Below are 26,073 nucleotides of genomic sequence, written 5' to 3'. Positions count from 1 at the left end.
TCATGGGCCGGGGATATCTCACGGACGAGCAGTGGGCGGTGCTGGAGCCGTTGTTGCCGAAGGCGATGAAGGCGGGGCGACCGCCTGTCTGGCCTCGGCGGCAGCTGATCGACGGCATACGGTTCCGGGTCCGGACCGGTGTTCCGTGGCGGGACGTCCCTGTCGAATACGGGCCCTGGAACCGGGTCTACGACCTGTTCCGTCGGTGGCAGCGGAACGGCACCTGGCACCGCATCCTCACCCGCCTCCAGTCCCTGGCCGATGCGAAGGGCGCGATCACCTGGGACCTCAGCGTTGACTCCACGGTCTGTCGCGCCCACCAGCATGCGGCTGAAGCCCGTAAACGGGGTGATCTGCAGAAAGAACCACCGGGTGGCGTGTTCACCGAGCCTTGTGATCACGGGCTGGGACGCTCGCGCGGTGGGTTCACCACCAAACTGCACTTGGCCGTCGAGCAGGGGCAGAAGCCTCTGTCGATTGTGGTGACGGCAGGGCAGCGTGGGGACTCGCCGCAGTTCGAACCGGTGCTGGGGAAGGTTCGCGTGCCCCGCCTCGGGCCGGGCCGACCCCGCGTCCGCCCCGATCGGGTGCGGGCAGACAAGGCGTATGCCTCCCGCAGGAACCGGGCCTACCTGCGCCGCCGCGGGATCCGCTGCACCATCCCGGACAAGGCCGACCAGGCCCGCAACCGCAAGAAACTCGGCTCCCAAGGCGGCCGGCCGCCAGCCTTCGACAAGGAGGACTACAAGGAGCGCCACGCGGTGGAGTGCGGGATCAACCGGCTGAAGCGGCACCGCGCGGTGGCCACGAGATACGACAAGTTGGCCGTCCGATACGAAGCAACGGTGCTGGTCGCAGTCATAAACGAGTGGTTATGACGGGTGGTCGCAGCATGCCCTATCCGCCCTGCACGATTCGGCCCTCCGGGGTTCCGTAGTACCAAAAGCGATCAGCCGGAGCTGGGGAGAGCTTGCCAGCAGCCAAATCAACCAGAGCCTGCGCCAGCTCAACAAGCGGAGCAGCGGCGATATGTTCCGCACCACGCAGGAAGCTGGTCGCACTCTCCTCCAACTCGGGCCAGGTCGATACTTCGCCTCGGCTCACGCCGCCGCGGGCCTCGATCCGACGAGCCGCCTCCACAGCGGAGCTCAGTAGTACCTGCCGCCGTTCGACGCCGAAGTCGTCGAGCAAGACAGCGGAACTGCCGCCCACGAACGCGTGGGTGCGGAGATCCTGCTCCAACTCCGGCCAACACGAGGGCCGCAGTTCCTCCGACATCTCCACACCAACTCGCGCTGCTTCGATGAAGAGAACTCCGAGCGCCACGTCATAGGCCCAGAACATCGCGTCACCGAAGATCACCGGCACTGTCCTGCTCAACGCACCCCTCCCCAACCGATCACTTCCAACACAAATCATGGCTCATCAGAGCGGTGACTAGGCCGTGTATCGAAAGTGAATTCGGGCTGTGAGTGATCACGGCTCATGGGGCGGGGAGATCTCACGGACGAGCAGTGGGCGGTGCTGAAGTCGCTGTTGCCGAAGGGTGCCAGGGCGGGGCGGCCGCCGGTCTGGCCTCGGCGGCAGTTGATCGACGGCATACGCTTTCGGGTCCGGACCGGCGTTCCGTGGCGGGACGTGCCCGTCGCGTACGGGCCGTGGGGCCGCGTCTACGACCTGTTCCGCCGATGGCAGCGGGATGGCACTTGGCACCGGATCCTCACCCGTCTTCAGTCCCTGGCCGACGCGGAAGGTGCTATCACGTGGGACCTGAGCGTCGACTCCACGGTGTGCCGCGCCCACCAGCATGCGGCCGGGGCTCGGAAGCAGGGCGACCTTCAGAAGGAGCCACCGGGCGGCGTGTTTACCGAGCCCGGTGATCACGGGCTGGGACGCTCGCGCGGCGGGTTCACCACCAAGCTGCACCTGGCCGTCGAGCAGGGCCAGAAGCCCATGTCGATCGTGGTGACCGCCGGGCAGCGCGGGGACTCGCCGCAGTTCGAGCCCGTGCTGGAAAAGGTCCGCGTGCCCCGCATCGGGCGGGGCAGGCCACGTGTCCGCCCCGACCGCGTGCGGGCCGACAAGGCGTACGCCTCCCGCGCGAACCGCGCCTACCTGCGCCGCCGCAGTATCCGCTGCACCATCCCGGACAATGTCGACCAGGCCCGCAATCGCCAGAAGCTCGGCTCCCGCGGCGGCCGGCCGCCGAGCTTTGACTCTGTCGACTACCGCGAGCGCCATGCGATCGAGTGTGGGATCAACCGCCTCAAAAGGAACCGCGCTGTCGCCACGCGCTACGACAAGCTCGCGGTCCGCTACGAGGCGACTGTGCTGGTCGCAGCGATCAACGAATGGCTATGCCCCTGTCTCGCGCGTCATCAGGTAGGTGTTCCCGATGTCGGGATCGCCGTAGAAGAAGAACAGCTTCAGCTCGTGGTTCTGATCTCGGTCCACGTAGAAAGACCACGCGTATGTCGATGGGGGTTCGGGAGTCGAGGTGTCAGTGGCAGCCGCGGTGGAACGGCTCTCCGCTCGTGTCCGGGCTGTCAGCCTGAGTCGGACAACCTGTCCACCGTTTTCGTCAGTCAGTTGCCAGGTCCCCGTACCGGAGAGGCGCCAGCCGTCCTCGAAGTCGAAGTCCTGCCCATCGAGCTTCTCGAGAAGAGCCGTTCCGTCCTTGCGAAGCACCACGCGGGTTCCCTCGACGTTTTCCCAGCCCCCAGCGACTTCGGCCGCCATGGTGTCGTGGATCCCTGTTCCCTCGTAGTACTGATAGGGGCCGGCACACGCAGTCACAGCAGCCAAAACCGCCATCAAGCCACCGAGGGTCGCTCCCAACGCACGCAGCCTGCTTCCGCCCGCCACCAGGACCTCCCACCCTCAGCCCGTTTCGGCCAACCGATAGAAGTGGGCCGTGGAGAGATACTTTGTCAGACTCATTGAACGTGTTCGACTCTGCGACTGGAGGGGTGGAGCGTACCTGCCCCGGCTCGTGCATCCAGCGCTGCCCGCAGCCACCCATGAGCACCGCAAACAGCGCTTTCGATACACGGCCTAACAGGATCGCAACCACGTGCAGTCCGAGGGATGCGTAGCGGCGGTCCAGGTGATCCTTCAGCGTCACCTTGAGCTGCCAGCCGCAGAAGGTGGCCACCAGGTGAGGCACAAGAAGTAGCAGCCACCAGCCCGAGTGCCCGAGCAGCAGCGCAGCGCCCAGCAGCGCGGCCGCGACCGCACTCTGGGCCCGCCAGGACCAGAAGACGTCTTCTCGCTGCGCCGTCGCTGGGGTTCGGCCAGCAGCGAGCGACGACGGCCGCACCTTCCGGCGCGAGACCGAGCGGGTCGTCAACGAGATCGCCCAGGAGCTCCGCACGTTGGACGCTGTGTGAGCTGGTTCTCCGGCCTCGCCCCCATGCGCCAGCAGATGGTTCTGCGGGAAGTCGCTGACAAACTCGGCATGTTCGTAGACAACGCCCGCCGCCGGGCCGACAAGCTGAGCGATGAGCGGCGCCAGGAGCTGACCGAGCTGGGCATGCGCTGGTAGGCCAAGTTTTGCTGCGACGGATGCGTGGAATACGCAGCAGGGGGTCATATGGACACGTCGGACGTCATCACTCTGCTCTCAAGCATCACAGGAAATCTGATCGCTGTCGCCATCGCCTTTTTCAGCCTTCGAAAGTCGGACAAGGCTCTGGCCCAGGCCCAAGTTGCGGCCGAACAGAGCCTAAGGCGGGCTGACCTCGCACTGAATCAGGCTCAGGACCTCGCGGAACGCGCCTTAGTGGCGCACTGGAATATCGACGGGGGCGCAACGTCGGTCGCGTGGCGTGAGCAGGTTTTCGCCTTACACGACCGCGGTCTCACTCCTGAGCAGATACGGCGGATCATGCTCTTTGAGCAAGGGGGCTCGGGATGGGAAGAAGGCAACGGACGGATCGATGACCTTCTCCGCGACCTGTAGGGATCACCACCACCCCTTACGCAGACCGGCAGGTGGGCGCTGAAACACCGGGGGCCAAGCATTTCCACGCCCGCGAGGGCAGCGGCCAGGCCGTTCTGCCCAAGGTGGTCGTCTTCGTCCAGCTCAGCGAGTCGGACGGGTCGGTGACCGCTGTGAAGCCGCCGTAGGCCTGTGCAGGACGACGGTGCTCACCGGACCCGACGTGGCCCATGAGAAGAAGATGTCCACCGGGTTCCAGGGTGCGGTGGAACTCGGCGAACACGAGTGGCAGCAGCTCGGGAGGCGTGTGATGGGTGGGCCCGGCCGTGGTCCGCGCCGGCCGCGGGCCTTCAGCGCAACGTCAGCAAGCCGTTCTGTTCGACCACGTCCAGGGAGAGCGTGCGGTAGCCGGCCGTCTCGAACAGCACGGTCAGCCGACGGCCGTCCTGACTCATCACCGAGCCGTCCCCCCACTGACCGTGCCGGACCCGGGCGCCGAGCCGGAAGGGGTGCGGGGCGTCGTCGGCGCGGCTCACCTCCTGCAGGGCCACCGGTCCGCCGGTGCCGGCCAGCACCCCCGCGGCCGCCTTCGGGCCGTCCGGGGAGAGTGCGGCGGCCTCGCAGCGGTCGCAGGAGCCGCAGGACCCCCCGGCTTCCGGTTCCTGCCCGAAGTAGCCGAGCAGGAACCGCCGCCGGCAGCCCGTGTTCTCCGCGTAGCCCCGCATCATGTCGACCCGCGATCGCTCCAGCTGCTGGTGTGCGTCACCAAGTTCGACGGCCTTGCGGGCGGCCTCCGCCGGATCGGCGGCGCCTGTGGTCTCCAGGTCTCCCGATTCGGTGGTGCGTACCGCTTCAACCTGTTCCAGCAGATTCACCACGGCCGTCAGCCGACTGGCCGTCAGGCCCGTCTCGCTGCGCAGGTCGCTCGGCCGGACCGGGCCGGTGTGTTCCTCCAGCGTGCCGGCCACCTGGGAAACGGTGTCCGGGTCGGGGCGTCCGGCGGCGAAGAACCGCTGCATGCCGAGGTCCTGCGACCGGTAGGCGAGGATCGCCCGGGCCAGCTTCCCGTCCCGTCCGGCGCGGCCTATCTCCTGGTAGTAGGCGTCCAGGGAGCCGGGCACCGAGGCGTGCAGCACGAACCGGACGTCCGGCTTGTCGATGCCCATCCCGAAGGCGGAGGTGGCCACCACCACGTCCAGCTCCCCCGCGAGAAAACGGTCGTGCACCGCGCCGCGTTCCTTGGCGGGCAGGCCGGCGTGGTACGCCGCCACGCCCAGCCCCAGGTCGCCCAGCTCACGGGCGTACTCCTCGGACTCCTTGCGGGTCGCCGCGTAGACCAGCCCGGGCTTGGGTTCGGCGGCGGCGCGTTCGACCACCGCCCGGCGCTTGTCCGCGGCGCTCCGGAAAGGGATGACCTCCAGGTGGATGTTGGGCCGGTCAAAGCCGGTGACCACCTCCCGCACGTCGCGCATGCCGAGCCGCTGGACGATGTCCGCCCGCACCGGGGCGGCGGCGCTCGCCGTGAGGGCGAGCACCGGCGGGCGCCCGATCCGGTCGATCACCTGGCCCAGCCGCAGGTACTCGGGCCGGAAGTCGTGCCCCCAGGTCGACACGCACTGTGCCTCGTCCACGCAGAACAGCGCGGGCCGTGCCGCCGCGAGCTGCTCGACCACCTCGTCCTTGGCCAGCTGCTCCGGGGCGAGGAAGACGAAGTCGACGTCTTCTTCGCTGATCCGGTCCCACACCGCGTCGTTCTCGCCGCGGCTCTGGGTGGAGTTCACGGCCGCGGCGTCCGCACCGGCCCGTCTCAGCAGGCCGCTCACCTGGTCCCGTTGCAGGGCGATCAGAGGGGAGACGACGACGGTGGGGCCGGACAGAAGCACCCCGGGCACCTGGTAGACGGCGGACTTCCCTGCGCCGGTCGGCATCACCACGAGAGTGTCGCGCTGTTCCATGACCGACTTCATCGCCCGCAACTGCTCCGGGCGCAACCGCTCCCATCCGAACACCTTGCGCGCACTGCGCTGCAGTCGCCGGGACAACGCGCTGAAGGTGAACATGGTGCTCCTCGAGGGCTGTGGGATCGGGCCGGGCGGCAAAAGCGCCGTCCGGGTGACCTCCGACTACCCCGCGCCCGCCACCTCACGGCACCGAATACGGCCGATCCCGTCGGCCGCCCGCGCGACAGCTCGCCCGCCCCGGACTGTGCGCGCGAGCACAACAGTGACGACCAGCCCATCCGCACCACAGGCGAACGCGGCGCCCTGGTCAACAACATCCTCTACGACGTCTTCAGGAGGAATCGTCAAGACTTGTGGATCGAGTCGGGTCGGTGTTGATCTGGATGTTGCAGTCGGCGGCTCGCTGCGTTCCGAACGCGACGGGTTCGTCCCCGTTCGGCGAGCAGGCTGAGGGCCTCGGGTGAGGCGACAACGAGTACGACCGAGGCCGTGCGCTGGAACCAGTCAGATGCAGTGGTGAGGTCCTCGGCGGTCCATGACTCATCCAGCGCGATTGCCCTGAGCAGGGTCCACTCGCGCAGCCGACGGGCGAGGAAGGGACGGTCTCCGATGACTGTGGCCAAGGTCTGGGCCCAGGCGGGGAACGCTGGGTCGGTCAGCAGGCGGGCTGCCTGACGCTCAAGGTGGCGGTTGACCGCGGCTTCCGCCATCGACACGTTCCGATCTTCCAGGACGGTGGCCACCAGGGCGGCCTCGTCCGCCTCCGAGACATCTTCCAGATCCCCCAGGTACCTGCGGTAGCGGAGGTGCTCGGGGGGTTCCTCGTCGAAGGGTTGGTCGGTCATGCGGCGAGCCCTTCCGGTCGCTCCACCAGTTGGCCACGTTCGAAGCATGCTCCGGCGCGGACCAGGGCGACCAAGTGGGGTGTGTTCACGGCCCGCCAGCGGGCCTGGGCGGACTCGATGAGCTTGAAGACCATGGCCAGTCCTGCGGCGCGGGAGCCGGCGCCCTTGGTGACCTTGGTGCGGAGCCGGACGGTGGCGAAGGTGGACTCGATCGGGTTGGTGGGGCGCAGATGGATCCAGTGCTCAGCGGGGAAGTCGAAGAACGCCAGCATCTCGTCCTCATCGTCCGTGATCCGTTTGACGACCTTGGGGTATTTTCGCCCCGTAGGCGAGTGCCGGTCGGGAAGGTACGCCCGTGCTCACCGTAGTGAATGACGACGCCGCCACGCGAGACGGCTGCCTGATCGACGAGATTGTGCGCGACGGCGCCCGCCGTATGCCGGCCGCGGCGCTGGAGGCGGAAGTCAACCAGTACATAGCCGAGTTGGCAGCCGAGCGGGACGAGCGCGGGCACCGGATGGTGGTGCGCAATGGCCGTCACCTGGCACGGACTGTGGTCACTGCGGCCGGGCCGGTCGAGGTCGCCGCGCCCCGGGTGAACGACCGCCGGGTGGACGAGGCGACCGGCGAACGTAAGCAGTTGTCCTCGAGATTCTGGCCCCGTGGTGCCGGAAGTCCCCGAAGATCAGCGAGGTGCTACCGCTGCTCTACGGATGCCGTCGCGGGAGGACGTGGTGAAGGTGAAGGGCCCGCCGGAGCCGAAGTCGCGGGTCATGGACCAGCGGCGGCCGCGGGGCCGGTAGCTCCGGAGCATCGGTTCTCCCTGGGGCCTGCGGCCGTCAAACGTCTTGATCTTCTGGGGCAGTCGCACGCTGATGAGGCTCGGTGAATTTCCCCACCTTGTACTCGGCTATTGGCCATACCTGCTCACCCCGGTTCCCCAGCTGTGGCGAGGGGCAGAGGGGATGACTGCGCTCACCGGCTGGGAGGCGGAGCGCCTTTCTGGGCGCGGTTCAGTGGGACGAAGGTGTTGTGGGGCGCTGGCTCCTCGACGGGGCGTCAGAGCTGGTTCGTGATCCGCCGATCGAGTTGCTCGAGGAAGTCCTGCAGGCTGGCTGCGGCGACCTCGAAGTCGTCAAACCAGGAAGCTGTGGTCGATCTCCAGACCCGTCCGCTGTCGCCAACCGCGAACAGATGGCCCCCGCCGTCACTGGCGAATACCAGTGCAAATTCCCCGTCGATCGAAGGAAGGCCGTATTCGCGGAAGTGCCCTGCGACGGTCGAGGGTGAGTGGATGAAGAAGCCGTTGTCGACATCGGGCAGGGAAGCCTCGCCGATCACCCAGTAGAGCGTGGTCAGATCGGAGGGGATCGGCGTCAGGTCCACGAGTGCGTCCGTCGCCTGGTGGCTGTCGTCCGTTGCAAGTGTCACGGCGTTTTGGCCGGGCGGGAAGCCATGCCTTGTGATGAACGACCGCATCAGTTTCGTGAGGGCCGCATCGGCATGCTCCCACCAGGATCGGACCCACTCCGCGTCAAGTCTCTCGCCTGGCACGTCTTCCCCTCCACTGCGCGTGAGACTCGTCGGCCGCGAGCCCGGACGAACATAGCCGTTCACTACTGTCACATGGGAAAGGATGTGGACATGGCACTGGTCAAAATGGGATCGCGACTCATGAACGTGAACGGCACCGCCTACCGGTGGCGGCTCCGCGGACGGCCGACCTACGACCAGGGGCTGGTCCGGTCACCGCTCACCTACGCGGTCGAGCGCGCCGACACTCCCGGCACCACACTGGTGGTCACCACCAACCAGCCGCACCCGAGTAACTGGTTCGGAACACAAGGCAGCCCGATCCTGCCTGCCCAGGTGGCTGACAGCATCCGCACCGCTCTCACTGACGGCTGGTCGCCGGAGAGCCCCGGCGCACCATTCCGCCTCGATCAGTCAGCGGGCTTCGTCTCGTCCCACTGACCCACCCCACGCTCAAGGACTCACCGACCCAGCGATCGGTGAGTCCTTCTGCTTTCCGCTCCCCATTTTCCTCAGTTGGTTCACTTCGTGAACCAACTGAGGCGAAGAGCAGCAGTGGGGAAAATTCGAGATCGGCATCAACGCTGCCCCGCACGATCAAGACCGAAGGAACGCCTATACCGACCCTGAGGAACAACGGTCGCCACCGCGGGTGGTCTGCTCACCGAGGCAGCCCCCGCGTCCGCCGCCGTGACCTGTGCATCACCTGTCTTCACGCGGACGTTCTACGCGCCCCCCTTCACCGGGGCTCCAAGGGCACGGAGTGCGACTCCGTGATCGACCAGAACTGGAGCAGGGGCGCGCCCGGTTACGAGGCGATGCCCGCCAACGACTTCGGTGTCCGCCGCACGCAGGTCCATGAGGTCGCCGGGGTGACCGGAGCCGGCAGGTGACATGCCGCCTATGGCGCAATGGGGCCCTGGGTTGTCGGGCTGGGTCACGCTGTGGGCGTTCGGCCGCTGTTACGTCGGGATCCCGCGGGTCCAGTGCGGCAGGTTTCGCCGGACACGCTGTTGCACAAGAGGCGAAGGGCGTCGTGAAGCACTCCGGGATCGACTACGAGGCGGTTTTCCAGGCCTTGCCGGCCGCAGCGGCCCTGCTCACCACCGACCTGGTGTACGCAGACGTCAACGAGGCTTATCTGCGCGCGTCGGGGCGCACCCGAAGCCAGATCGTCGGCCGCTACATGTTCGATGTGTTCCCGGACAACCCCAGCGATCCCGCCGCGAGCGGCACGCGCAACCTCCAGGCGTCGCTGCTGCGGGTGGCGGCCACCGGGGAGCGCGACGCCGGGGCGCTGCAGCGCTACGACGTCGAGGACCCCGACCGGCCCGGCCGGTGGGAGGAGCGGTACTGGAGCCCGGTCAACGCCCCGGTCGTCGACGCGGACGGGCAAGTGGCGCTGGTGCTGCACCGGGTGGAGGAGGTCACCGCACTGCTCCGCGCCCGTGGCGGGCGCTTCGGCGGGGAGGACCGGACCAGGGCCATGGAGGCCGAGCTGTACACCCGCGCCCGGGAGCTCCAGGAGGTCAACGAGCGGCTGCGCCGGGCCCACGCCCGCGAACGCGAGGTCGCCCTGAGCCTGCAGTCCGCGATGCTCCCCGCGCCCGGACCGCTGGGCCGCCACCGTGGTGCCGTGCGCTACCAGCCCTCAGTCGGGTCGCTGAACGTGTGCGGCGACTGGTACGACCTGGCCGAACTGCCCGGCGGGTGTTTCGCGGTCGCGGTGGGCGACGTCGTCGGCCACGGCCTGACCGCGGCCGGCGTCATGGGCCAGCTCCGCAGTGCGCTCAGCGCAGCCGTCCGTGTGGCCGACGGCCCCGCGGCGGCCCTCGATGCCCTTGGTCTCTACGCCCGCTCGGTGGAGGGCGCCGAGTCGGCCACCGCTCTGCAGACGGTGATCGACTGCGACAGCCGCACCGTGACCTACAGCAGCGCCGGCCACCCCCCGCCCGCTCTGCTGCACGCCGACGGGACAGTCGAGTTCCTCGACCGGGCCACCGACCCGCCGCTCGGCGCCCGCTACGAGCACGTTCCGAGAATCCAGGCCGAAGCGGCCTTTTCCGAGGGCGCAACCCTCGTTCTCTACACCGACGGCCTCATCGAACGCCGCCGCGAGGACATCGATACCGGTCTGAACCGGCTCGCCGACTGCCTCGGCCGTCACGGACAGGCGGATCCGGACACCCTCGCCAACACCCTGCTGGCGGAACTGATCCCCCCGGGTGGCAACACGGACGACACCGCCCTGGTCGTCGTCCGCCTGTGACCGGGCCGCGCGGCAGCGTACCGGACCTGCACGCGCACCCGGTGACCTGCCCTTGCGCGACGGTCCTCAGGCGAGGCTCCCGTTGCTCTTCAGCACCTGCCCGTTGACTCACTGCCCCGGCGGGGAGCACAGGAAGTCCACCAGGTGCGCCGTGTCCCGCGGGGTGCCGAGGCGGCCGAGCGGGCCAGCCGCGCACGCCGGGCCGGTAGCGGCCCCGTCAGGGCCCGCCCGGTGCGTGTACGCCGATTGGCTTGGGCCTCGCTCACGACTCCGGGAATGTGGGGAGAGTGTGATTGCCGACGTGTTGGGCGGGCGTCAGGCAGCGGGCATGGAGCCCGCGCTGGCGAGGAGAAGACGATGAGAGTTCTGACGCGCGCAGTGGTCCCGGGTGCGCGTGTGCTGGGCATGGCCCAGGGGCTGTTTCCTCGGCGCAGACGGCCGTGCCGGACGTACGCCAGAGCCACACCAGTGTGAGCGGCAGCCGGGCGATCAACTGACAGCCGTATGCGGACGACCTGGTCGCCACGGGCAAGGTACGGGCCGCCGCGATCATCAGCAACACGGACGCTGCTGTGCTGGCCCTGACACCCGGGCTCGGCCTCAGGATCGGCGAGGCCCAGGGGATCGTCGACCTCTCCACGAACCCGGCCGATGCCTTCGGTAAGGGCATCACCGTCAACGCGGTCAAGTACATGGGTTTCCGGGCCGACGAACGGTCGATCTATGGCAAGCGGAGCGCGATGCGGGGCCAGGCTCCCGTCAGCGGCGGCCGCATGCGACTCTCGGCAGCGAGCGCACCATGGTGCGCTGCGGCCTCGGCGGCTGTCTCTTTGAAGGTGCGGGCCGCCGCGATCGGCGCAGTCCCGGAGCTCCTCCAGCACCTCTGCCGGCAGGCCGCCTTTCCCCCCTCGGCACGCTCCTCGGCGGCCGCCGCGCCTACGGCCGGCCTGACCGGTTCGAGCGGGCCGCCTTCATCCGGTCCGTTGGGGGTGCCCGGTGGCGCTGCCCCGATCGCGGACGGCTGCTCCGCCTCTGAGCGTGGATCCACCACCGCGGGATCCGCTCGTACGGGGTCCGTCGCGGCGAGGGGCGCCGACGGGGTGATTGGGGCGGTCGCCTCTGCCTCCTCGGACGATGCTGGTGCCGTAACCGGCATAACCAGCTCGTTGTCGGTATCGGCGACGGGAACCGGAGCGGCCTGCGATTTGACCCTCTCGACCAACGCGGTGGGCAGCGAGAGCGTCGAACCTACGGGCGAGGCCGGGAACGCCACGGTGGCACCGTCGGCGTCCCACCGGTCGGCCTGCCACGGTTCATCGATCCAGAGCTGGAGCTCGATCCGGCCCCTGGCGTCCTCGGGCCAGCGGTAGAGCTTCCAGTAGCCGTAGCCAAGGAACTTGCCTGAGCGTTGCTCGCGCCGATCCAGTCGGCGTTCTTGCTGCGCATGATCACGCGCAACGGCAGGCGCCGGCCGCCGATCATGACGGAGTGAGCAGCGGTGTACTGGACCGCGTAGGTGCGACCGGACTTGCCGTCGACCGCGGAGGCAGTGGTGACCGGCCCCCACACGGCGTGGGGAATGGTGGTGACGATCCGGCCGTGGTCGATGAGGTCCTGGGCGACCTGGTGGGCGTCTTCACGGCCGCGGCAGAACTGAGACCACTCGATGTCGCGGCGGCCGCCGGGAGCGGTCGCCGCGAACTCGGCGACGGCGGCCGGGTCCTGATCGAAGGCTTCCAGGAGGCGCACGATCCGCCGCGCGGACGCGATCGCCTGTCCCGCCTGCCGACTTGTCACCTTTGCGGTGCTGGCCGTGGGCTGGCGCTTCCCGGTTGCCCGGCCGGAAGGCTTCTTGCTCGCGCCGTGTGCCCCGGGGCGCGGGAGTGGTGGGCAGATCAGCCTCCACTGGCCGTCCTTGCGGACCACGGTGCTGGCCGAGGAGTCCACGAGTTCCTTGCCGCGGCGCTCCAGATCGTACGGGCACCGCGGACCGTGGTCCTTGCCTGGATTCTTGACGTAGTGCGAGCTGGTGGAGCCTGGGTCATCGGCCTTGCCGTGCCGTACGTGGACTGCCACGCCGCACTCCCAGCACATGAGGGGCTCCGCGTACGGCGGGCGCGGCTGCACATCGATCGCGTCGCGGCCGAACTTCTGCCCACGGGCATCTTCGACGTACGGGATCCGCACACCCCGCTTCTTCGCCGGCCTCGCCACGCCGCACCACCTCTCCGTTTCGGTCCAACAATGCTGCGCCCGTACTTCGCCCACCAGCACTACCGGCACGTCCGGGCCTCGCTGACCTGATGCAGCGCCACCCGGGCGAGGTCTCTACGCCGCACAGCTCTGGGCCGTCGTCGCCGGTCTCCTTGGCGGGGTGATCATCTTGGGCATCAGGGCCCCTGCCGTAGTTCGCACATCATCAGCAACCACGGCGCGCCGGGCCGGCGCGGTACAACTGCCGCCCGCACGGGCCACCTGGGCGACGATCTTCGCCCCGAGCGACCTCTGGCCTGGGGCGGGTGCTCGCCCGTGAGGTGGGCGCCCAGTGCGGCTGCGGACCATCTGGACGCAAGGAACGCACATGGTCGATCGGGCAGTTCGGCGTCAGGGCGATCTGCGGGCGTGCCTGCGGCAGCGGCAGCGTCCGGCCATTCAGAAGGCCAAGGACGTTGTCGCCAAGGTTGTCGATGAACGCCCGGCCACATCCGGGGCGCATGGCCGGCAGGGCATCGCTCCGATCCTGGCGAAGACAGGAACGGAACGATATGAGCGCGCGCCGCACGGCACGCCCGGCGCACCGGCGTTCGAAAGATGTCTCACGGGTTGCTCCCGGTGTAGGATCTCGCCGCGCGTGTCATAAGGCAGTGCTCTGACCAGCGGCCCCTGGGCTGTCTCAGCGCCGGCCCGCGTGCAGGAGTCTCAGCTTCGCGGCATTTCCTCAGGACCCATCCGTCTGACCACTCGCGCTGAGTCACGGCTTGCTCGATGCGGCTGGCGATGTCCTTCGTCGAGGCCGCGTCCAGGGTCTTCGGAAGTCTGCCGAAGGTGCCAGGAGGGGCGTCGAGCGAGCAACGACGCCAGTTGGCGCACTCGCCTCAGCGAATCGCGGCCTCGAACCGTACTGGTCCAAGTCAGCGCAAGAGACGGACCGTGGGGGCCTCGACGCTGGTGGCCATCATGGCGTCACAGTGACGGCAACCCAAGCCAACAGGGCGAACCATGTTGCTCTGGATCGACGTTTCGCCGGACTCACCGTGTTCGCCGCAGTATGAGCCCAGATGAAGTCGCACCCAAGGCGCCCGCGTCAAGGCTATCGACGGGCGGTCGTGCTTGGAGTCCCTAAAAGGAGTCCACCAGAAATCGATGATCGCTCTCAACCTCAACCGCTCGTCCTCGATCGTGGAATCAAACGCCGCGATTCGGGCTGCGGTGAAGTGCTTTCCGTGCTGATCGTCGGACGAACAGACGGCCCGTTCCTCAGCGCGTTCGAGGAAGGTCGTGCGATCGGTCCGCTCGCAGATGAAACAGTCCAAGTTCACGGCGAGCCTGCCCTGCCAGTGCACATTATGAAACCCGTCGCCACGGCTGAGGCCGACGAGCTCCGCGGTGACCTCAATGCTCCTCAACATCGCGCGATCGTCCCACGCCGCTGAGTCCTGCCGTTCACCAGCCCCAGGCGGGGCCACCCGCAGGGCCAAGGGGTCAGCGAGGCCGGGCCGCGATCTGCCGGCGTGCGGCTCTCCACCTTCGACCTGGGTGGAAGGTCTACCGTCGAGGTGTGAGCACGATGCGGATCTCCCAGCTCGCCGAGCGCTCCGGCGTGCCGGCGACCACCCTGCGCTTCTACGAGGGCGCCGGGCTCCTGCACGCCGACCGGACCCCGGCCGGCTACCGGTTGTACGGCGAGGACGCGGTCGAGCGGCTGGCGTTCATCGGCGCGGCCAAGCACCTGGGGCTGCCGCTGGAGGAGGTGGGCGAGTTGCTTAGGGTGTGGGAGGCCGGTGCCTGCCGGGATGTGAAGGCGGACCTGCGGCCGCGGATCGCCGCCCGCCTGGTCGAGGCGGAGTCCCGGGCCGCCGAGCTGGCGGCGTTCACGGCTTCCCTTCACACGGCGTTGGAGCACCTGGATGCGCTGCCCGATCGCGCGAGCCCGTGTGATCCCGAGTGCGGCTTCCTCGCCCCGTCGGCCCCGGCCTCTGTCGGAACGAGGGTGGTGGACGTGGTGCTCGCGCCCAGCCGCCAGGTCGCCGAGGCGGAGGCGGAGGGGTGGCGGACGGCGCCGGTGGCCTGCTCCCTGACCGGCGACGGGCTGTACGAGCGGACCGCGCAGTGGCGCGAGGCGGTCGACGGCGCAGTGCGGACGTCGGTGCCCGACGGACTGCGGCTGACTCTGCCCGTCGTCCGGGCGGCGCGGGTGGCGGAACTGGCGGCGGCCGAGCAGAAGTGCTGCCCGTTCTTCGACTTCCGGCTCCACCTCGACGGCCCGCGCCTGCACCTGGAGGTCCGCGCGCCGGCCGACGGCGCCGGACTGCTGACTGATCTGTTCGGCCCGGCCGCCTGACCGCGCTCTCTCCTTCCCGCCCGTTTCCCTCTGCTCCGGAGATTTCCGCCGTGCTGGTCGCCCGTTCCAGCGCCCTGTTCGCCGTCGCCGCGCTGTTCGAGATCGGGGGTGCCTGGCTGGTCTGGCAGGGCATCCGCGAGCACAAGGGCTGGGTCTGGATCGGCGCCGGCGTTATCGCGCTCGGGCTCTACGGTGCCGTGGCCACCCTGCAGTCCGACGACAACTTCGGGCGGATCCTCGCGGCCGTACGGCGGGATCTTCGTAGCCGGGTCGATCGCGTGGGGCGTGGTAGCCGACGGCTACCGTCCCGACCGCTTTGACGTTATCGGCGCCCTGGTCTGCCTCGCCGGGATGGCGGTCATCATGTACGCCCCGCGCGGCCACTGACCTGCCGTCCTGTTCAGGTCAGGGCCTGGGCGGCGTATACCGCGCCGAGGGCGGCGGCGAGGGCGCCGAGCAGGAGCCGGAGCGCGGTCTCGGGCAGGTGCGGCTGGAGGCGGGCACCGAGGTAGCCGCCGATCAGCCCGCCGGCGCCGCAGGCCAAGCCCAGCCACCAGTCGGGCGAGACGGGCCCGGGGCTCGCCAGGGCCAGCAGCGCGTACGCACCGGCCCCGGCGACGGAGGTGGTGAAGGTCGCGGCGAGGGTGGCCGGTGCGATGCGGGCCATGGGCATGCCGCGCGCGGCGAGGACGGGCCCGAGCAGGGAACCGCCGCCGATCCCGTAGATCCCGCCGACCACTCCGACTGTCAGGGCGAGAGCGGCGAGCGCGGGCGCCGACGGCTCGGCCGCGTCCGACCGCCGCTGGGCAGGGCGCAGGGTGCGCCAGCTCAGCCACGCACCGAGCGGCAGCAGGAAGGCGGCGACCAGGAGGCGGAAGATGCCGGGGCCGGGGAGGGCGAAGACGCGGATGGCGGCGCCGGCGATGACGCCGGGCAGCGTCCAGGTGACGAGGCGCCGGGCCAGTCCGCCGCGCAGCGCGCCATCGCGGCGGTACCGCCACAGGGCGCCGGGCCCGGCCATCACATTGAACAGCAGGTTCGTCGGGGTGACCGCGGGGCTCGGCACGCCGAGGACGCTGAGTTGGACGGGCAGGAGGAAGACGGCCCCGGACACGCCGACCGGAGCGGTCACCGTCGAGATCAGCAGGCCGGCCGCGAACCCGGCCCAGATCGTCCACTCCACCGCTGCCCCCGCCGCTCCGTGATCGCCCGGTCAGTATGGACGGAGTGGGTCGCCGAGCCGCGGTTCGGCAACGAGATGTTCACGAGCAGCAGGTGCAGCCCGGCTTGCAGCCGCACGCGTCCGCCTCGGCCGTCACAATCCCGACGGCGGGGAGCGAGGTGTTCGCGGCTGGCGCGCAGCAGCCCTTGCCCTGCCAGGCATCGCGGCCTTCCTTGAGGGCGATGGCGGCGATGACCAGGGCGGCGATCGGGTCGGCCCAGGACCAGCCGAGGGTGGCGTTGAGGACCAGGCCGAGGAGAAGGACGGCGGAGAGGTACGTGCACAGCAGGGTCTGCTTGGAGTCGGAGACCGCAGAGGCGGAGCCGAGTTCGCGACCGGCCTTGCGCTGGGCGGCGGAGAGGAACGGCATGATCGCGAGCGACAGGGCGGCGATGACGATGCCGGGGATCGAGCGGTCGGCCTCGCCGGTGCCGGTCAGGGCTCGGACGGCGTCGAAGCTGACGTAGGCGGCCAGTGCGAAGAAGGAGATGGCGATGATCCGCAGGGTCGCCTTCTCGCGGGCGTCGCGTACGGCGTGGTCTCGGGCGGAGAACTGCCAGGCGACCGCGGCGGCGGAAGACACCTCGATCACGGAGTCCAGACCGAAGCCGATCAGCGCCGTGGGCGAGGCCATCGTGCCCGCGGTGATGGCGACGACCGCCTCGATGACGTTGTAGGTGATGGTCGCGGCGACCAGGAACCGTATGCGGCGGGCGAGTGCGTCGCGGCGGGTCGGGGACGGCCCGAGGGATATCGCGGTCATCAGCAGCAGTCCTTCGTGGCGGCGTCCGGGCAGGTCTGGTCGGACTCGACCGCGACCACGGCGGCGAGCAGGTGGTCCAGGGCGTGGCCGAGGCGTTTGTCGGCGAGTTCGTAGCGGGTGCGGCGCCCGTCCGGGACGGTGACGACGAGGCCGCAGTCGCGCAGGCAGGCCAGGTGGTTGGACAGGCCCGCTCGCTCCGGGCCGTTGCCACAGCCTTTCGGAGACCGGTGCCCCGCCGGCTCGCTGCGGGCAGCCGTTCGAGGAGGCGTCCACGCTCACGCTCGCCGCTCGGGGTTCGGTGATCGCGGCCCAGAACCTCATCGAGAAGGCGATCTCCAGCGGGCAGGCAGGCTTCGGCATCTACCAGGACCATCCCCAGCCCAGTCTTGCGCTGTTCGGAGATTTTCGGGCACTGGCCTGCATCCTTCTTCGCCGCGTCCCCGACACCGGCCGGCTGGCAGGCTTCGTCCCACCGGAGATCCTGGCACTGCACCAGCAGCCGCTGCCCGAGAAACGGCGGTCCTTCGACCCCGTCGAAGAGACCCGTCCGGCCCGCCTCGCTCCAAGGCGGGCCGCGGCCGCCGCCCTCGCCACCAGCGCGGCCCTGCACATCCTCCAGCAGAGCGACGTCCACGCGGCCGGAGCCACCCTTCGTGACCTGATCAGCGACACCGACGGCAGCATTCCGCTCAAGGTCGGACTCCGGTGGGCGCACACCAGTCCGGTCTTCGACGCGATCCATCTCGCCACGCTCGCACCTCGTCTGGGGGGCCCTGATCAGCTGCATTACCGCACCGCGCACCAACTGCCACGCAAGCCCGACCGCTCGGCGGCAACGCGAGTCGCCGAGCGGGCCCGCAGGACCCCGACCCAGCTCTGGCCCGCCTGGTCCGCCCGGCTCAGCCCTCTGGACGGGGCCCTCTCCCGCACGATCCGCCCGGCTCTGTCGTGCTACCTGCTGCTGGTCGGAGGCACGGGAGACTTCACCACGACGGCCCGCCTCCTCCATGCACCGGTGGAGGACCGGCTGGGCTCTCACATGACCGTCCGGCTCACGAAGCGGGGCCACTTCCTCGGCATCAGCCTCGGCCTGCTCGCGTTGGCGGACTACCTTGACCAGGAAGGATCACCGATCGACTACACCCGTCGCCGCACGGTCGACTACCGCGACCTGTTGCCGCTGGACACCTGGACGCAGCTCTGCCGGGACATCGACTTTGAAGCGGGCGGAGTGCGGCGCCACCAGTTCGCCCGAGCGCTGTTGTTCGAACAGCTCAGCGGACTCCCTCCAACCCTCGCCCCGGCCGCCTACGCGCCCAGCACCACGGAACTGCGGACCATGCTGCGGACCTTCGAAACAGGTCTCACCCCTGCGCTGATGAGCCAGCTCGAAGAACACGCAGCCGAGTTCCTCAACCAGCAGGGAATCCGCGACGAACCCCTCTCCTGGCAGCCCCCGACAGACATCGTCTGCGATCTCAAAGTTGCCCGGCTGCGACCTGCGGGACATCGACCCCAGCATGCTGCACCGGCTCATTAGGGACGAAGGCCTGACAGCAGCACAGGCCGGCCGCCGCCTCGGCGTCAGCCATGACGCCGTCCGCTTCGTCCTGCAGGAGCTGCCAGCCCCTCCCGCAGGGGCGAAGAGCGCGAAGTGGGAGAGAGGGGCCACTGTTCGACGGGCTCGCGCCGCGCTCCCCAGGGACAAGTTCGCACGCTTCTACCTTGACGAATACCGCACGCTGAAGTGGATCGCGAAGCACGTCGACGTAAACGAGGAGGCCATCAAGGTCCTGGTCCGCGAGTACGGCATGAGCCGTGAGGGCAAGGCAACCCGCTGGCGCCAGATCGATCTGGGCTGGCTCCGCGATCAACGGGCCGCCGGACGCACCTGCCGCGAGCTCGCCGAGGAGACCGGCTTCTCGCTCGGGATGATCAGCTACCTGGGGCGACGGCATGACATGCCCGGCCAGCGCCCCGCCCGGAAGGCCTGACCTGCCGCATCACGCGGCGGAGTCGTCAGCGAGTGCCAGCTCAGCAACCCAGTTCTGGGCAGCGGCGAGGTTCGGCGCGGTGCCGAACCACCTAGTAGGTGAAGTCGTCCCAATGCTCCAGGACACGTGGTTCTTCGGGCCGCAGGTGGCTGGCGCCGCCGTGCACCGGACGGTGACGACGGTAGATGTCCATCAGAGGTCGGCGCCGCTTGCGGTACGGGGCGAGCGGGTCGTCGGCGTCCACGCGCGGGGCGGCTGGTTCGGGGTCCGGGTCGGCGATGCTTTCCGATGCGCTCGTTACTTTCAGGCCGCGGTCGTCCTTCTGACCCACGAGCCAGATTACGGAATCGCCTGATCCGTATGTGGCGGTCTGTGAGGAAGCAGGGAGACCAGCGGCCGACGGGAGACGTTTCCCGGTTAAATGGATCAAATTCGTTGTGGAGGTCCCAAGGAGGTAGGACAGTGCCCGCTCTTGCGCGGATGCCGCTGGAAGGCGGCGGGGCGATTCTGCTGGAAGAAGTGGAAGGCGCACCGGAGTTCGACGGGCCGGTCAAAGCGGGTCGGGTCGGCGAAGCGGTGCGCGAACTGCCCCGGACCCTGCACGAGTCGCTGGTCCCCGTACGCGAGACGGCACGGGCAGTGCTGGACCAGCTGAAGCAGGCGGGGCCCCGGGAGGTGGAGGTGGAGTTCGGGGTGAATCTGTCGGCGAAGGCTGGTGCGGTCATCACGGCCGGGGAGGCGGCCCTCCACCTCAAGGTCCGCATGGTATGGGAGCGCGGTGACTCCGGGCAGGACGCCCCGTGAAGAAGCGGGGGGCGCTTCGGCGCCGGGCCGGAGCGGCCGCCTGATGACCTCCCGGGTGGGCGTGAGCAGCCTTGCCAGCTCAGGTGAACTAGTCGTCCACAGTGGCGTCTTCCAGGTTCTCGCGCCGGACGGCGGCGTCGCCGGGGCGGGCTTCCTGACGGAGGGCAGGACTGGCTTTACCTGCGCGCATGTCGTCGACGCCGCAGGGCAGCACCCCGGAGGGCAGGTGGAGGTGCTTTTCCCCCGCCTGCCGGACACACCGCGGGTCATGGCGGCGGTGGTCGCCGAGCAAAGGCGGGCGCCGGGAGCCGAGGACGTCGCCGTCCTCCGCCTCCAGTCAGTGCCGCCTGGGGCCCAGGGCATGTCCGTGGGCGCGAGTGTGGGCTCCCGCGGACACCGGGTCTTCTCATACGGGTTTCCCTCCCAGGCGCCGCCGGGTGGCCACTTCGGGTACGGAGAGGCCGGCGGTCTGTTGACCGGGGGCGGTGCCACGGGACGGCTGCTCCAGTTAACGAAGGCCAACGACCTCACCACCGGATTCAGCGGCGGGCCGGTCGTGGACGAGCTGACCGGGCTGACGATTGGCATGGTCACCTCCATCGCTTCCCCTGACCGGTATCTGAAAGGGCTCGGCACCGCCTACGCCACCCCGGCCGAGGTGCTGCGGGACGTCTGGCCCGAGTTGGCAGAGGACACGGCATGTCCGTATTTGGGGCTGGAGCCGTTCACCGAGAAGCAGGCCGGCTGGTTCCACGGCCGCGAGGCCGCAGTGGAGCGTGTACTTGCGACACTGAGGGGAAACCGGCGCCTGCTGATGCTGCTCGGCCCATCAGGGGCGGGAAAGTCCTCACTGGTCAACGCGGGCGTGCTGCCTGCCCTGGCCAAGGGGGGCATTCCAGGCAGTGACCGCTGGCTGGCCCTGCGTGCCCGCCCCGGCCAGGACCTCCTCACCGAACTGGAGGACTCCGGACTGCCCGGCACGGTAGCCGAAGGCCTGACGAGCGCGGCGCGGGCCCGCCTCGACGGCGAGCCGGACCACGACCATCTACTCCTGGTCATCGACCAGTTCGAGGAACTCCTCACCCAGCCGGCCGGGCCTTCGCACACACACACCGAGGACCAACGGCTGCGAGCCATCGACCAGCTCGTGGAGCTGAGCAGGTCCCACGCCGCCGTGACCGTGCTCCTGGTCATGCGCAATGACTTCTACGCTCCCCTCAGCACCCTCGCCCCTGACCTGATGACCGTTGCCCTGCCCGGACTGTGCAACGTCCCCGAGACGCTGAGCCGCCGCGACCTGCACGAGATCATCACGCGGCCTGCCGCCGCTGTCGGCCTGCCTCTCGCGCCCGACCTCGCGGACCGGATCGTTGACGACATCCTGGACATCGACCCGGTGGCACGGCAGGCCCCGGTCACGCTGCTCCCACCTCTGCAACTGGCACTTCTTCAGCTGTGGTTGCGCCGTGACAACAATAACGGGCGCCTCACCCACGAGGCCTACGAGCAGATGGGCAAGGTCACGGGCAGCCTTTCAGACTTGTGCAACCACGCCCTCAGCCAAGTGCCCGCGGACCAACAGCCCACCGCCCGCCGGATCCTCACCGCACTGGTGCGGCCCGCCGACGAGGCCAGCGGCATCCCCGCCACCCGCCAGAAAGTCCCCCTCACACGCTTGCGCGCCCTGGCCACCGACCCGAGAGGCCCCGGCTCCGACACCGACGGCGCCTTCGACGACGCTATCGCGGCGCTCACCCGCCACCGCATCATCACCACCGATGGCGCCACCACACCCGTCGGCGAGCCCCCTGGGGAGCCGGCGGCGGAACTCATCCACGACGCGCTGATTCGCGGCTGGGCCGACCTGCGTGACTGGGTCGCCGAGGACCGGCAGTTCCACGTCTGGCTGCACCGCGCCACCGACCAACAGGCCAGCCACGCGCAGAGCGAGCTTCCCGGAGACCTGCTGAACGGCTCCCTCCTCGCGGAGGGAGAGGAGTGGGCGGATCAGCGCCCACTCCCCGAGGAAATCACCGTGTTGCTGGAAACCAGCCGGCAGCATCAGCGCTCACAGCTGCGCCGCACCAAACGCATCAACATCTTCCTCGCCACGGCACTGACCCTCGCCCTGATCGCCGCAGGCGTCGCCTTCCAACAGCGACAGACCGTCGTCGGTCAGCGCGACCGTGCGGCCTCCGCTCAGGTGGCCGGCACCGCCGAGTCGCTCCGCCGCACCGACCCCCAGCTCGCCCGCCGACTGGCGGTGGCCTCCGCCCGACTCGGCGATACCCCCGAGTCGCGGTCCGCACTGTTCACCCTGAACAATCAGCAGGAAGACGAGGTCCTCAAGCTTCCTGGCTATGTCGTGTCGACCTCCACCCTCGACGAGACCGGGCACACCCTCATCGCCGCCGGCGGCACCCGCGTCGGCATCTGGAACGTCGACACCCGCCGACAAACCGGCCACTACAACGCCCGGTCCAAGGTTCGCTACGTCACGCTGTCCGCCGACGGCAGGACGGCCGCCGTGAGCACCGAGGACGGCAAGACCCGCCTGCTCGATGCCACCAACGCGCGCCCCCTCGGCACGCACACCTACCCCAGCGGCAGAGACATGCACCAACCGAGAGTGGCGCTCAGCCCTCACGGCACCTATCTGCGGACCGAGGGAATCGACGCCGACACGAAGCCCACCATGGCGATCTGGGACACCCGCACGGCCAAGAAGATCATCACCACCACGACCGGAGGCAGTTTTCCCGTCTGGGACACCTCGTTCTCACCGGACGAACGCATACTCTCCCTCCCCTACCCCAACGGCAAGGGACAGCCGTTCACTTGGTATGACACCCGGACGAGGAAGAAGATCCCCGTTCCCGACCTCAAGCTGAGCACCAAGGGATTTCCCGGCCCGGTCGTCTTCAGCCCGGACGGCAAACTCGCCGCTCTGAGCGCGAATGGCGGGAAGGTTCGCGTGTACCACCGGGCAGAGGGCTACTGGGACACAGAGCTCACCGGGGGTGACGACCCCTTGCTGTATCCCCTCCGCTTCAGCCAGGACAGCCGGTACCTCGCCCAAGGCGGTGTCATCTGGGAAATGGCCTTCCTGGGCCAGACCAAGCCCCTCATGCACTACTCGACCACCGACAGCGAGTGCTTCAGCGACAACGGCCTGCTTTTCACAGCCGATGGCTCAGGACTGCGATGCGTCGGTATCGACGGCGCCGTCCGTTCGCTCGACATCACGACAGTCACCAAAGCACCCAAGGGCACAGGCAAGTTATACGCGGAGAGCGCGGTCAGCGCCGACCGGCGCACCCTTGCGCTCCTCAACAGCAACAGCATCGAGATCTGGTCCCTACTGACACACACCAAACGGACCACCATCCCCAGCCCGGGTGCCTCGGCGGACAACCTCACCCTCAGCCCCGACGGACGCCTCCTCGCCGTCCAGAGCAGCCTCACTAAGATTGAGATCTGGGACCTGGCCAAGAAGAAAAAGCTCGGCACTCTCCCCACTCCCCTCGACTGGGAACAGCGCAGCGGGGCGATGCAGGAATTCGCCTTCTCACCCGACAACCGGTCGTTCGCAGCCCAGGTGGTGATGCCCGACGGGACCAACGCGCTCAGGTTCTGGGACCTGACCACCATGCACCGGATCCGGGACATACGCGCGAAGCTCGGGGACGACGGCAACGGATCAGCCGTGTTCTTCGACCCCAGCGGCACGTCCCTGATCGCGGCGCCCAACTTCGGGCGGGTCGCGTTCCGGTCCGGCCGCATCATCACCAAGAGCGCCGGGAACCTGCAGATGAACGCCATCAGCGACGACGGCTCGACGGTCTACTCCTATCCACAGGGAGACCAGCCGTACCTCAGGACCTTGGACGCCCAAACCCTGCTGCCCGCAGGGGAAGACCTGCGCACCGGGGCGGTGTTCACCGAGTCTGGCCATCCCGTCGCCGTCTCACACGACGGCCGCCTGTTCGCCACGGTGAACCAAGACCCCGGCGAGCAGGCGCAGATCACGGTGTGGGACAGCCGCACCCACAGCCAGCTCGGCCCTCCGCTTACGGGCACCCTGGATCCCTTGGGCTCGGTCGTAGCGGTCACCTTCACCCCCGATGGTTCGATGCTGACCAGCGTGGACAAGGACGGCAGATTCCTCACACACGCCGTAGCGCCTGCGAAGTTGATCCGGGAACTCTGCACCAAGAGTGGCTCCCTCACCGAGCAGGAATGGAAAGCCCACATCCCCGACGTCCCCTACCGCAGGACCTGCTGACCCGGAAAACAGGGCCACCCGGGGGCTTGGCGGCCAGCGTCGCAGCACCGGCCCAAGGTCGAGCAGCGCGGGCGCGTCACTGCCAGGCGCGGCGCAGTTGTTCGAACCGGCGCGGCAACGCCCTGGCCGAGGCTGCTCTATCGCGTCAAGCACCTTGAGGGAGCTCCTCGGGTTTTGTTCCGGTGTGTCGGCTGGAGGGGCCGGCTCTGCCTCGTTGGGGCTGAAGGCGCGGAAGAGGGCGGGCAGGTCGGCGGCCTCAGCCTTGGCGACGGCCCGGACGCGCAACTGGTGACGAAGGATGACGCGCAGCGCCGGCAGGGCGAGGGCGGCCAGGCCCAAGCGAGGCCGAGGACCTCCTCATGGAGTTCAGGTTTCCCGAGGGACGCCTGAACTGACCCCTGTCGTTCATCACTCACGTGCACTCTTCACAGAAGTTGAGCCAGAACCCGTACTCTCGTGGACAAAGCCACTGGCCCAATGGGACCAGAACTTGGGCGCTGAGGGCATGACACCACAGGGCGCCTCGCTGTTCGCCGCCAATGCCCTGCTCACGGGCAGCACGCCGCTGTCGAGCCTCGGCGCGCTGCTACGGGGGATGTCACCAGGCCTTGAGGTGAACCCTCCCCGCCAGTTGGCGGGCGGCGGCGGATCTCGCTGACCGCGGTCAGCGAATGCGCGGCCTCCATCCAGCATCAGTTGCTGTCGGTCACATAGACCTTCTCGCCCAGCATGAGGGGCGCGTCGGCCGGCCCTTTGATGTAGGGGCCGCGCCAGATGAGGCGGTGTTCCTGAGCGGAGGGGTACCACTGCCGCACCTTGTGCATACGCACGGGCCACCTGTGGTGGTAAGTCCGCACCTCCTTGTTCTGGCCGGCTTCTGGGTTCCGTTGGGCCGGGATCTGCCGGGCCAGGCGTACCACTCGGATGTCGGGGTCGTGGGGGTGACCTGTTGACTGGGGGCCTTGGGGTGCGGGGGGCGGGGAGGTTGTGGTGGTGATGCCTTGGGCGACGAGGCGCCAGAAGGCGAACATGTAGCGGCACGCGAAGTCGTCGTCGGGGTCTTCCACGCGGCCGCCGGACCACTCGCCGATGTCGGCGACCGGTTCGGAGCGCCAGGCGGATGCTTGTGTGAGTGCGGCCTGGAGTTCCTTGTGCTTTTGCGTCAGCAGCTCGGTGGATGGCTCGCTGGCGTGTGTTCCGGCGCGGTCGCCGCGCATCCCGTACGTGCCGTCGGGGACGAGTCGGGGCAGGGGGTGGCCTGCTGCGCGGGCCTGGGTCACCGCGGTGCGCCAGTCGTCGGGCTGTACGGGACCGTCGCGGTCCATGAAGGTGCTGATGCGGACGCCCGCGTACTGGGCGGTGGGGAACATCTGGTGCTGGGTCGTGAAGTGCCAGCCGTAGGCGAGGGTGTCGGACTGTGATCCGGTGCGGTTCACGCACACGACGGGCTCGGGCAGGACGAGCAGGCCGGTGGGGGTGACGACGTCCCGGTCGCGGGAGAGCAGGGTGAGGTCGCCGGGCTCGAGGGTGGCAGCGGCCGCCATCACCGCGGCGTGAGCGGAGGGCGAGATGACCGTCAGCGCGGCTGATCGCAGGATGCGCACGTCCTGATCCAGTTGCCATGTCGCGGCCGCGTCCGGACCGGGTGGCCATGGTGGGCGCATACCGAGCTTGCCCAGGATCATCGAGCAGGCCAGCTCCCACGCGGAGCCCTCAGGTGCGTCACTGTTGAGGAGCACCCGGTGCATGTCACTGAGCACGTTGTTGATGTTCGAGCTGACCATGACACGCACCCAGGGGTTTCCGGGCAGAAACCTCAGCGTGTCCGACCGTATCGCTGACGCCTTCACCGCCGCCCTGGTGGCGGTCCACTCGCCCTGGTGGTCCCGGTCGCGT

The 26,073-nt window shown here is 68.9% G+C and carries 21 protein-coding genes and 7 pseudogenes; 15 read left to right on the top strand and 13 right to left on the bottom strand.

All coding sequences use genetic code 11. The annotated features are described in order from the left end of the window. The first annotated feature begins 2 nt into the window (after window positions 1-2). A complete protein-coding gene (locus OG408_RS40010) occupies window positions 3-878 on the top strand; it encodes an IS5 family transposase (RefSeq protein WP_326674429.1) in 876 nt (291 codons plus the stop codon). Between the two features lie 19 nt (window positions 879-897). Here OG408_RS40010 and OG408_RS40005 read toward each other — a convergent pair whose 3' ends face one another. Further along, the gene (locus OG408_RS40005; RefSeq protein WP_326674427.1) at window positions 898-1,380 is read right to left on the bottom strand and encodes a hypothetical protein; all 483 of its coding nucleotides are present in this window, start codon (window positions 1,378-1,380) and stop codon (window positions 898-900) included. A 105-nt stretch (window positions 1,381-1,485) separates the two neighbouring features. Here OG408_RS40005 and OG408_RS40000 point away from each other — a divergent pair. The 4 genes and pseudogenes from OG408_RS40000 to OG408_RS39985 all read left to right on the top strand — a co-directional run. Continuing rightward, window positions 1,486-2,358, top strand: a pseudogene (locus OG408_RS40000) (IS5 family transposase); the annotation flags it as partial. Window positions 2,359-3,385: 1,027 nt separating this feature from the next. After that, window positions 3,386-3,544, top strand: a complete 159-nt coding sequence (locus OG408_RS39995; RefSeq protein ID WP_326674425.1) for a helicase associated domain-containing protein — start codon at window positions 3,386-3,388, stop codon at window positions 3,542-3,544. Window positions 3,545-3,592: 48 nt separating this feature from the next. Then, window positions 3,593-3,961, top strand: a complete 369-nt coding sequence (locus tag OG408_RS39990; protein WP_326674424.1) for a hypothetical protein — start codon at window positions 3,593-3,595, stop codon at window positions 3,959-3,961. 32 nt (window positions 3,962-3,993) lie between these two features. Continuing rightward, the gene (locus OG408_RS39985; protein WP_285572765.1) at window positions 3,994-4,128 is read left to right on the top strand and encodes a hypothetical protein; all 135 of its coding nucleotides are present in this window, start codon (window positions 3,994-3,996) and stop codon (window positions 4,126-4,128) included. On the opposite strand, the pseudogene OG408_RS39980 reads toward OG408_RS39985, so the two are convergent. From OG408_RS39980 to OG408_RS39965, 4 genes and pseudogenes are all read right to left on the bottom strand, one after another. Beyond that, a pseudogene (locus tag OG408_RS39980) lies at window positions 4,119-4,256 on the bottom strand (class I SAM-dependent methyltransferase); the annotation flags it as partial. The gene OG408_RS39985 and the pseudogene OG408_RS39980 sit on opposite strands and share 10 nt — an antisense overlap. Before the next feature lie 34 nt (window positions 4,257-4,290). Further along, a complete protein-coding gene (locus tag OG408_RS39975; protein WP_326674421.1) occupies window positions 4,291-6,000 on the bottom strand; it encodes a RecQ family ATP-dependent DNA helicase in 1,710 nt (569 codons plus the stop codon). A gap of 245 nt (window positions 6,001-6,245) precedes the next feature. Beyond that, on the bottom strand, window positions 6,246-6,746 hold the full coding sequence (locus tag OG408_RS39970; RefSeq protein ID WP_326674420.1) for a hypothetical protein: 501 nt from the start codon (window positions 6,744-6,746) through the stop codon (window positions 6,246-6,248). After that, window positions 6,743-7,069, bottom strand: a pseudogene (locus OG408_RS39965) (transposase); the annotation flags it as partial. The gene OG408_RS39970 and the pseudogene OG408_RS39965, both read right to left, overlap by 4 nt. A gap of 32 nt (window positions 7,070-7,101) precedes the next feature. Between OG408_RS39965 and OG408_RS39960 the strand changes: the two are divergent. Further along, window positions 7,102-7,457 (top strand): annotated as a pseudogene (locus OG408_RS39960) (IS256 family transposase); the annotation flags it as partial. A 348-nt stretch (window positions 7,458-7,805) separates the two neighbouring features. Here the strand turns inward: OG408_RS39960 and OG408_RS39955 are convergent. Continuing rightward, window positions 7,806-8,300, bottom strand: a complete 495-nt coding sequence (locus tag OG408_RS39955) for a hypothetical protein (RefSeq protein WP_326674419.1) — start codon at window positions 8,298-8,300, stop codon at window positions 7,806-7,808. 90 nt (window positions 8,301-8,390) lie between these two features. On the opposite strand from OG408_RS39955, the gene OG408_RS39950 reads away from it, so the two are divergent. From OG408_RS39950 to OG408_RS40260, 3 genes and pseudogenes are all read left to right on the top strand, one after another. Beyond that, complete coding sequence (locus OG408_RS39950; RefSeq protein ID WP_326674678.1) at window positions 8,391-8,720, top strand: hypothetical protein; 330 nt, start codon at window positions 8,391-8,393, stop codon at window positions 8,718-8,720. Between the two features lie 595 nt (window positions 8,721-9,315). Next, window positions 9,316-10,548 (top strand): PP2C family protein-serine/threonine phosphatase, encoded by a 1,233-nt coding sequence (locus OG408_RS39940; protein WP_326674418.1) that lies wholly within the window; start codon window positions 9,316-9,318, stop codon window positions 10,546-10,548. Window positions 10,549-11,057: 509 nt separating this feature from the next. After that, window positions 11,058-11,276: pseudogene (locus tag OG408_RS40260) on the top strand (profilin); the annotation flags it as partial. Between the two features lie 520 nt (window positions 11,277-11,796). Here OG408_RS40260 and OG408_RS39935 read toward each other — a convergent pair. Together OG408_RS39935 and OG408_RS39930 are read right to left on the bottom strand one after the other, a co-directional pair. Further along, the gene (locus OG408_RS39935; protein WP_326674416.1) at window positions 11,797-12,762 is read right to left on the bottom strand and encodes a hypothetical protein; all 966 of its coding nucleotides are present in this window, start codon (window positions 12,760-12,762) and stop codon (window positions 11,797-11,799) included. A gap of 917 nt (window positions 12,763-13,679) precedes the next feature. Further along, window positions 13,680-14,177, bottom strand: coding sequence for a hypothetical protein (locus tag OG408_RS39930; protein ID WP_326674415.1), 498 nt, complete (start codon window positions 14,175-14,177; stop codon window positions 13,680-13,682). A 158-nt stretch (window positions 14,178-14,335) separates the two neighbouring features. Between OG408_RS39930 and OG408_RS39925 the strand changes: the two genes are divergently transcribed. Both OG408_RS39925 and OG408_RS39920 read left to right on the top strand, forming a co-directional pair. Continuing rightward, the gene (locus OG408_RS39925; RefSeq protein ID WP_326674677.1) at window positions 14,336-15,109 is read left to right on the top strand and encodes a MerR family transcriptional regulator; all 774 of its coding nucleotides are present in this window, start codon (window positions 14,336-14,338) and stop codon (window positions 15,107-15,109) included. Between the two features lie 50 nt (window positions 15,110-15,159). Next, window positions 15,160-15,496: pseudogene (locus OG408_RS39920) on the top strand (YnfA family protein). Between the two features lie 13 nt (window positions 15,497-15,509). On the opposite strand, the gene OG408_RS39915 reads toward OG408_RS39920, so the two are convergent. The 3 genes and pseudogenes from OG408_RS39915 to OG408_RS39905 form a co-directional block, all read right to left on the bottom strand. Further along, the gene (locus tag OG408_RS39915) at window positions 15,510-16,292 is read right to left on the bottom strand and encodes a sulfite exporter TauE/SafE family protein (RefSeq protein ID WP_326674413.1); all 783 of its coding nucleotides are present in this window, start codon (window positions 16,290-16,292) and stop codon (window positions 15,510-15,512) included. Window positions 16,293-16,371: 79 nt separating this feature from the next. Beyond that, window positions 16,372-17,094: a cation transporter gene (locus OG408_RS39910; RefSeq protein ID WP_326674412.1), complete on the bottom strand. Its 723-nt coding sequence runs from the start codon at window positions 17,092-17,094 to the stop codon at window positions 16,372-16,374. Beyond that, window positions 17,094-17,297: pseudogene (locus OG408_RS39905) on the bottom strand (ArsR/SmtB family transcription factor); the annotation flags it as partial. The gene OG408_RS39910 and the pseudogene OG408_RS39905, both read right to left, overlap by 1 nt. A gap of 95 nt (window positions 17,298-17,392) precedes the next feature. On the opposite strand from OG408_RS39905, the gene OG408_RS39900 reads away from it, so the two are divergent. Both OG408_RS39900 and OG408_RS39895 read left to right on the top strand, forming a co-directional pair. Further along, window positions 17,393-18,634: a hypothetical protein gene (locus tag OG408_RS39900; protein WP_326674411.1), complete on the top strand. Its 1,242-nt coding sequence runs from the start codon at window positions 17,393-17,395 to the stop codon at window positions 18,632-18,634. Continuing rightward, window positions 18,615-19,088 carry a hypothetical protein gene (locus OG408_RS39895; RefSeq protein ID WP_326674410.1) on the top strand — a complete coding sequence of 158 codons (474 nt, stop codon included), beginning with the start codon at window positions 18,615-18,617 and terminating at the stop codon, window positions 19,086-19,088. Before OG408_RS39900 ends, OG408_RS39895 begins: the two co-directional genes overlap by 20 nt. A gap of 91 nt (window positions 19,089-19,179) precedes the next feature. Here OG408_RS39895 and OG408_RS39890 read toward each other — a convergent pair whose 3' ends face one another. After that, window positions 19,180-19,419, bottom strand: a complete 240-nt coding sequence (locus tag OG408_RS39890) for a hypothetical protein (RefSeq protein WP_326674408.1) — start codon at window positions 19,417-19,419, stop codon at window positions 19,180-19,182. 131 nt (window positions 19,420-19,550) lie between these two features. Here OG408_RS39890 and OG408_RS39885 point away from each other — a divergent pair, with 131 nt between their 5' ends. Both OG408_RS39885 and OG408_RS39880 read left to right on the top strand, forming a co-directional pair. Then, window positions 19,551-19,892 (top strand): CU044_2847 family protein, encoded by a 342-nt coding sequence (locus OG408_RS39885; protein ID WP_326674406.1) that lies wholly within the window; start codon window positions 19,551-19,553, stop codon window positions 19,890-19,892. 43 nt (window positions 19,893-19,935) lie between these two features. Next, the gene (locus tag OG408_RS39880; protein WP_326674404.1) at window positions 19,936-24,177 is read left to right on the top strand and encodes an nSTAND1 domain-containing NTPase; all 4,242 of its coding nucleotides are present in this window, start codon (window positions 19,936-19,938) and stop codon (window positions 24,175-24,177) included. A 692-nt stretch (window positions 24,178-24,869) separates the two neighbouring features. Here OG408_RS39880 and OG408_RS39875 read toward each other — a convergent pair. After that, window positions 24,870-25,961: a hypothetical protein gene (locus OG408_RS39875; RefSeq protein WP_326674403.1), complete on the bottom strand. Its 1,092-nt coding sequence runs from the start codon at window positions 25,959-25,961 to the stop codon at window positions 24,870-24,872. Window positions 25,962-26,073: the final 112 nt, after the last annotated feature.

Origin of the sequence: Streptomyces sp. NBC_01257, from assembly GCF_035917255.1 — a bacterium.
GTDB lineage: Bacteria > Actinomycetota > Actinomycetes > Streptomycetales > Streptomycetaceae > Streptomyces.
Note: the sequence above shows the minus strand (reverse complement) of the source record. Positions and strands in the feature narration are given on the sequence as shown.

What these genes read in the sequence shown, in the direction of transcription:
- OG408_RS40010 (WP_326674429.1), top strand. Translation starts at nt 3, where the DNA reads ATGGGCCGGGGATATCTCACGGACGAGCAGTGGGCGGTGCTGGAGCCG.
- OG408_RS39990 (WP_326674424.1), top strand. Translation starts at nt 3,593, where the DNA reads ATGGACACGTCGGACGTCATCACTCTGCTCTCAAGCATCACAGGAAAT.
- OG408_RS39975 (WP_326674421.1), bottom strand. Translation starts at nt 6,000, where the DNA reads ATGTTCACCTTCAGCGCGTTGTCCCGGCGACTGCAGCGCAGTGCGCGC.
- OG408_RS39970 (WP_326674420.1), bottom strand. Translation starts at nt 6,746, where the DNA reads ATGACCGACCAACCCTTCGACGAGGAACCCCCCGAGCACCTCCGCTAC.
- OG408_RS39950 (WP_326674678.1), top strand. Translation starts at nt 8,391, where the DNA reads ATGGCACTGGTCAAAATGGGATCGCGACTCATGAACGTGAACGGCACC.
- OG408_RS39930 (WP_326674415.1), bottom strand. Translation starts at nt 14,177, where the DNA reads ATGTTGAGGAGCATTGAGGTCACCGCGGAGCTCGTCGGCCTCAGCCGT.
- OG408_RS39925 (WP_326674677.1), top strand. Translation starts at nt 14,336, where the DNA reads ATGCGGATCTCCCAGCTCGCCGAGCGCTCCGGCGTGCCGGCGACCACC.
- OG408_RS39910 (WP_326674412.1), bottom strand. Translation starts at nt 17,094, where the DNA reads ATGACCGCGATATCCCTCGGGCCGTCCCCGACCCGCCGCGACGCACTC.
- OG408_RS39895 (WP_326674410.1), top strand. Translation starts at nt 18,615, where the DNA reads ATGCTGCACCGGCTCATTAGGGACGAAGGCCTGACAGCAGCACAGGCC.
- OG408_RS39880 (WP_326674404.1), top strand. Translation starts at nt 19,936, where the DNA reads ATGACCTCCCGGGTGGGCGTGAGCAGCCTTGCCAGCTCAGGTGAACTA.
- OG408_RS39875 (WP_326674403.1), bottom strand. Translation starts at nt 25,961, where the DNA reads ATGGTCAGCTCGAACATCAACAACGTGCTCAGTGACATGCACCGGGTG.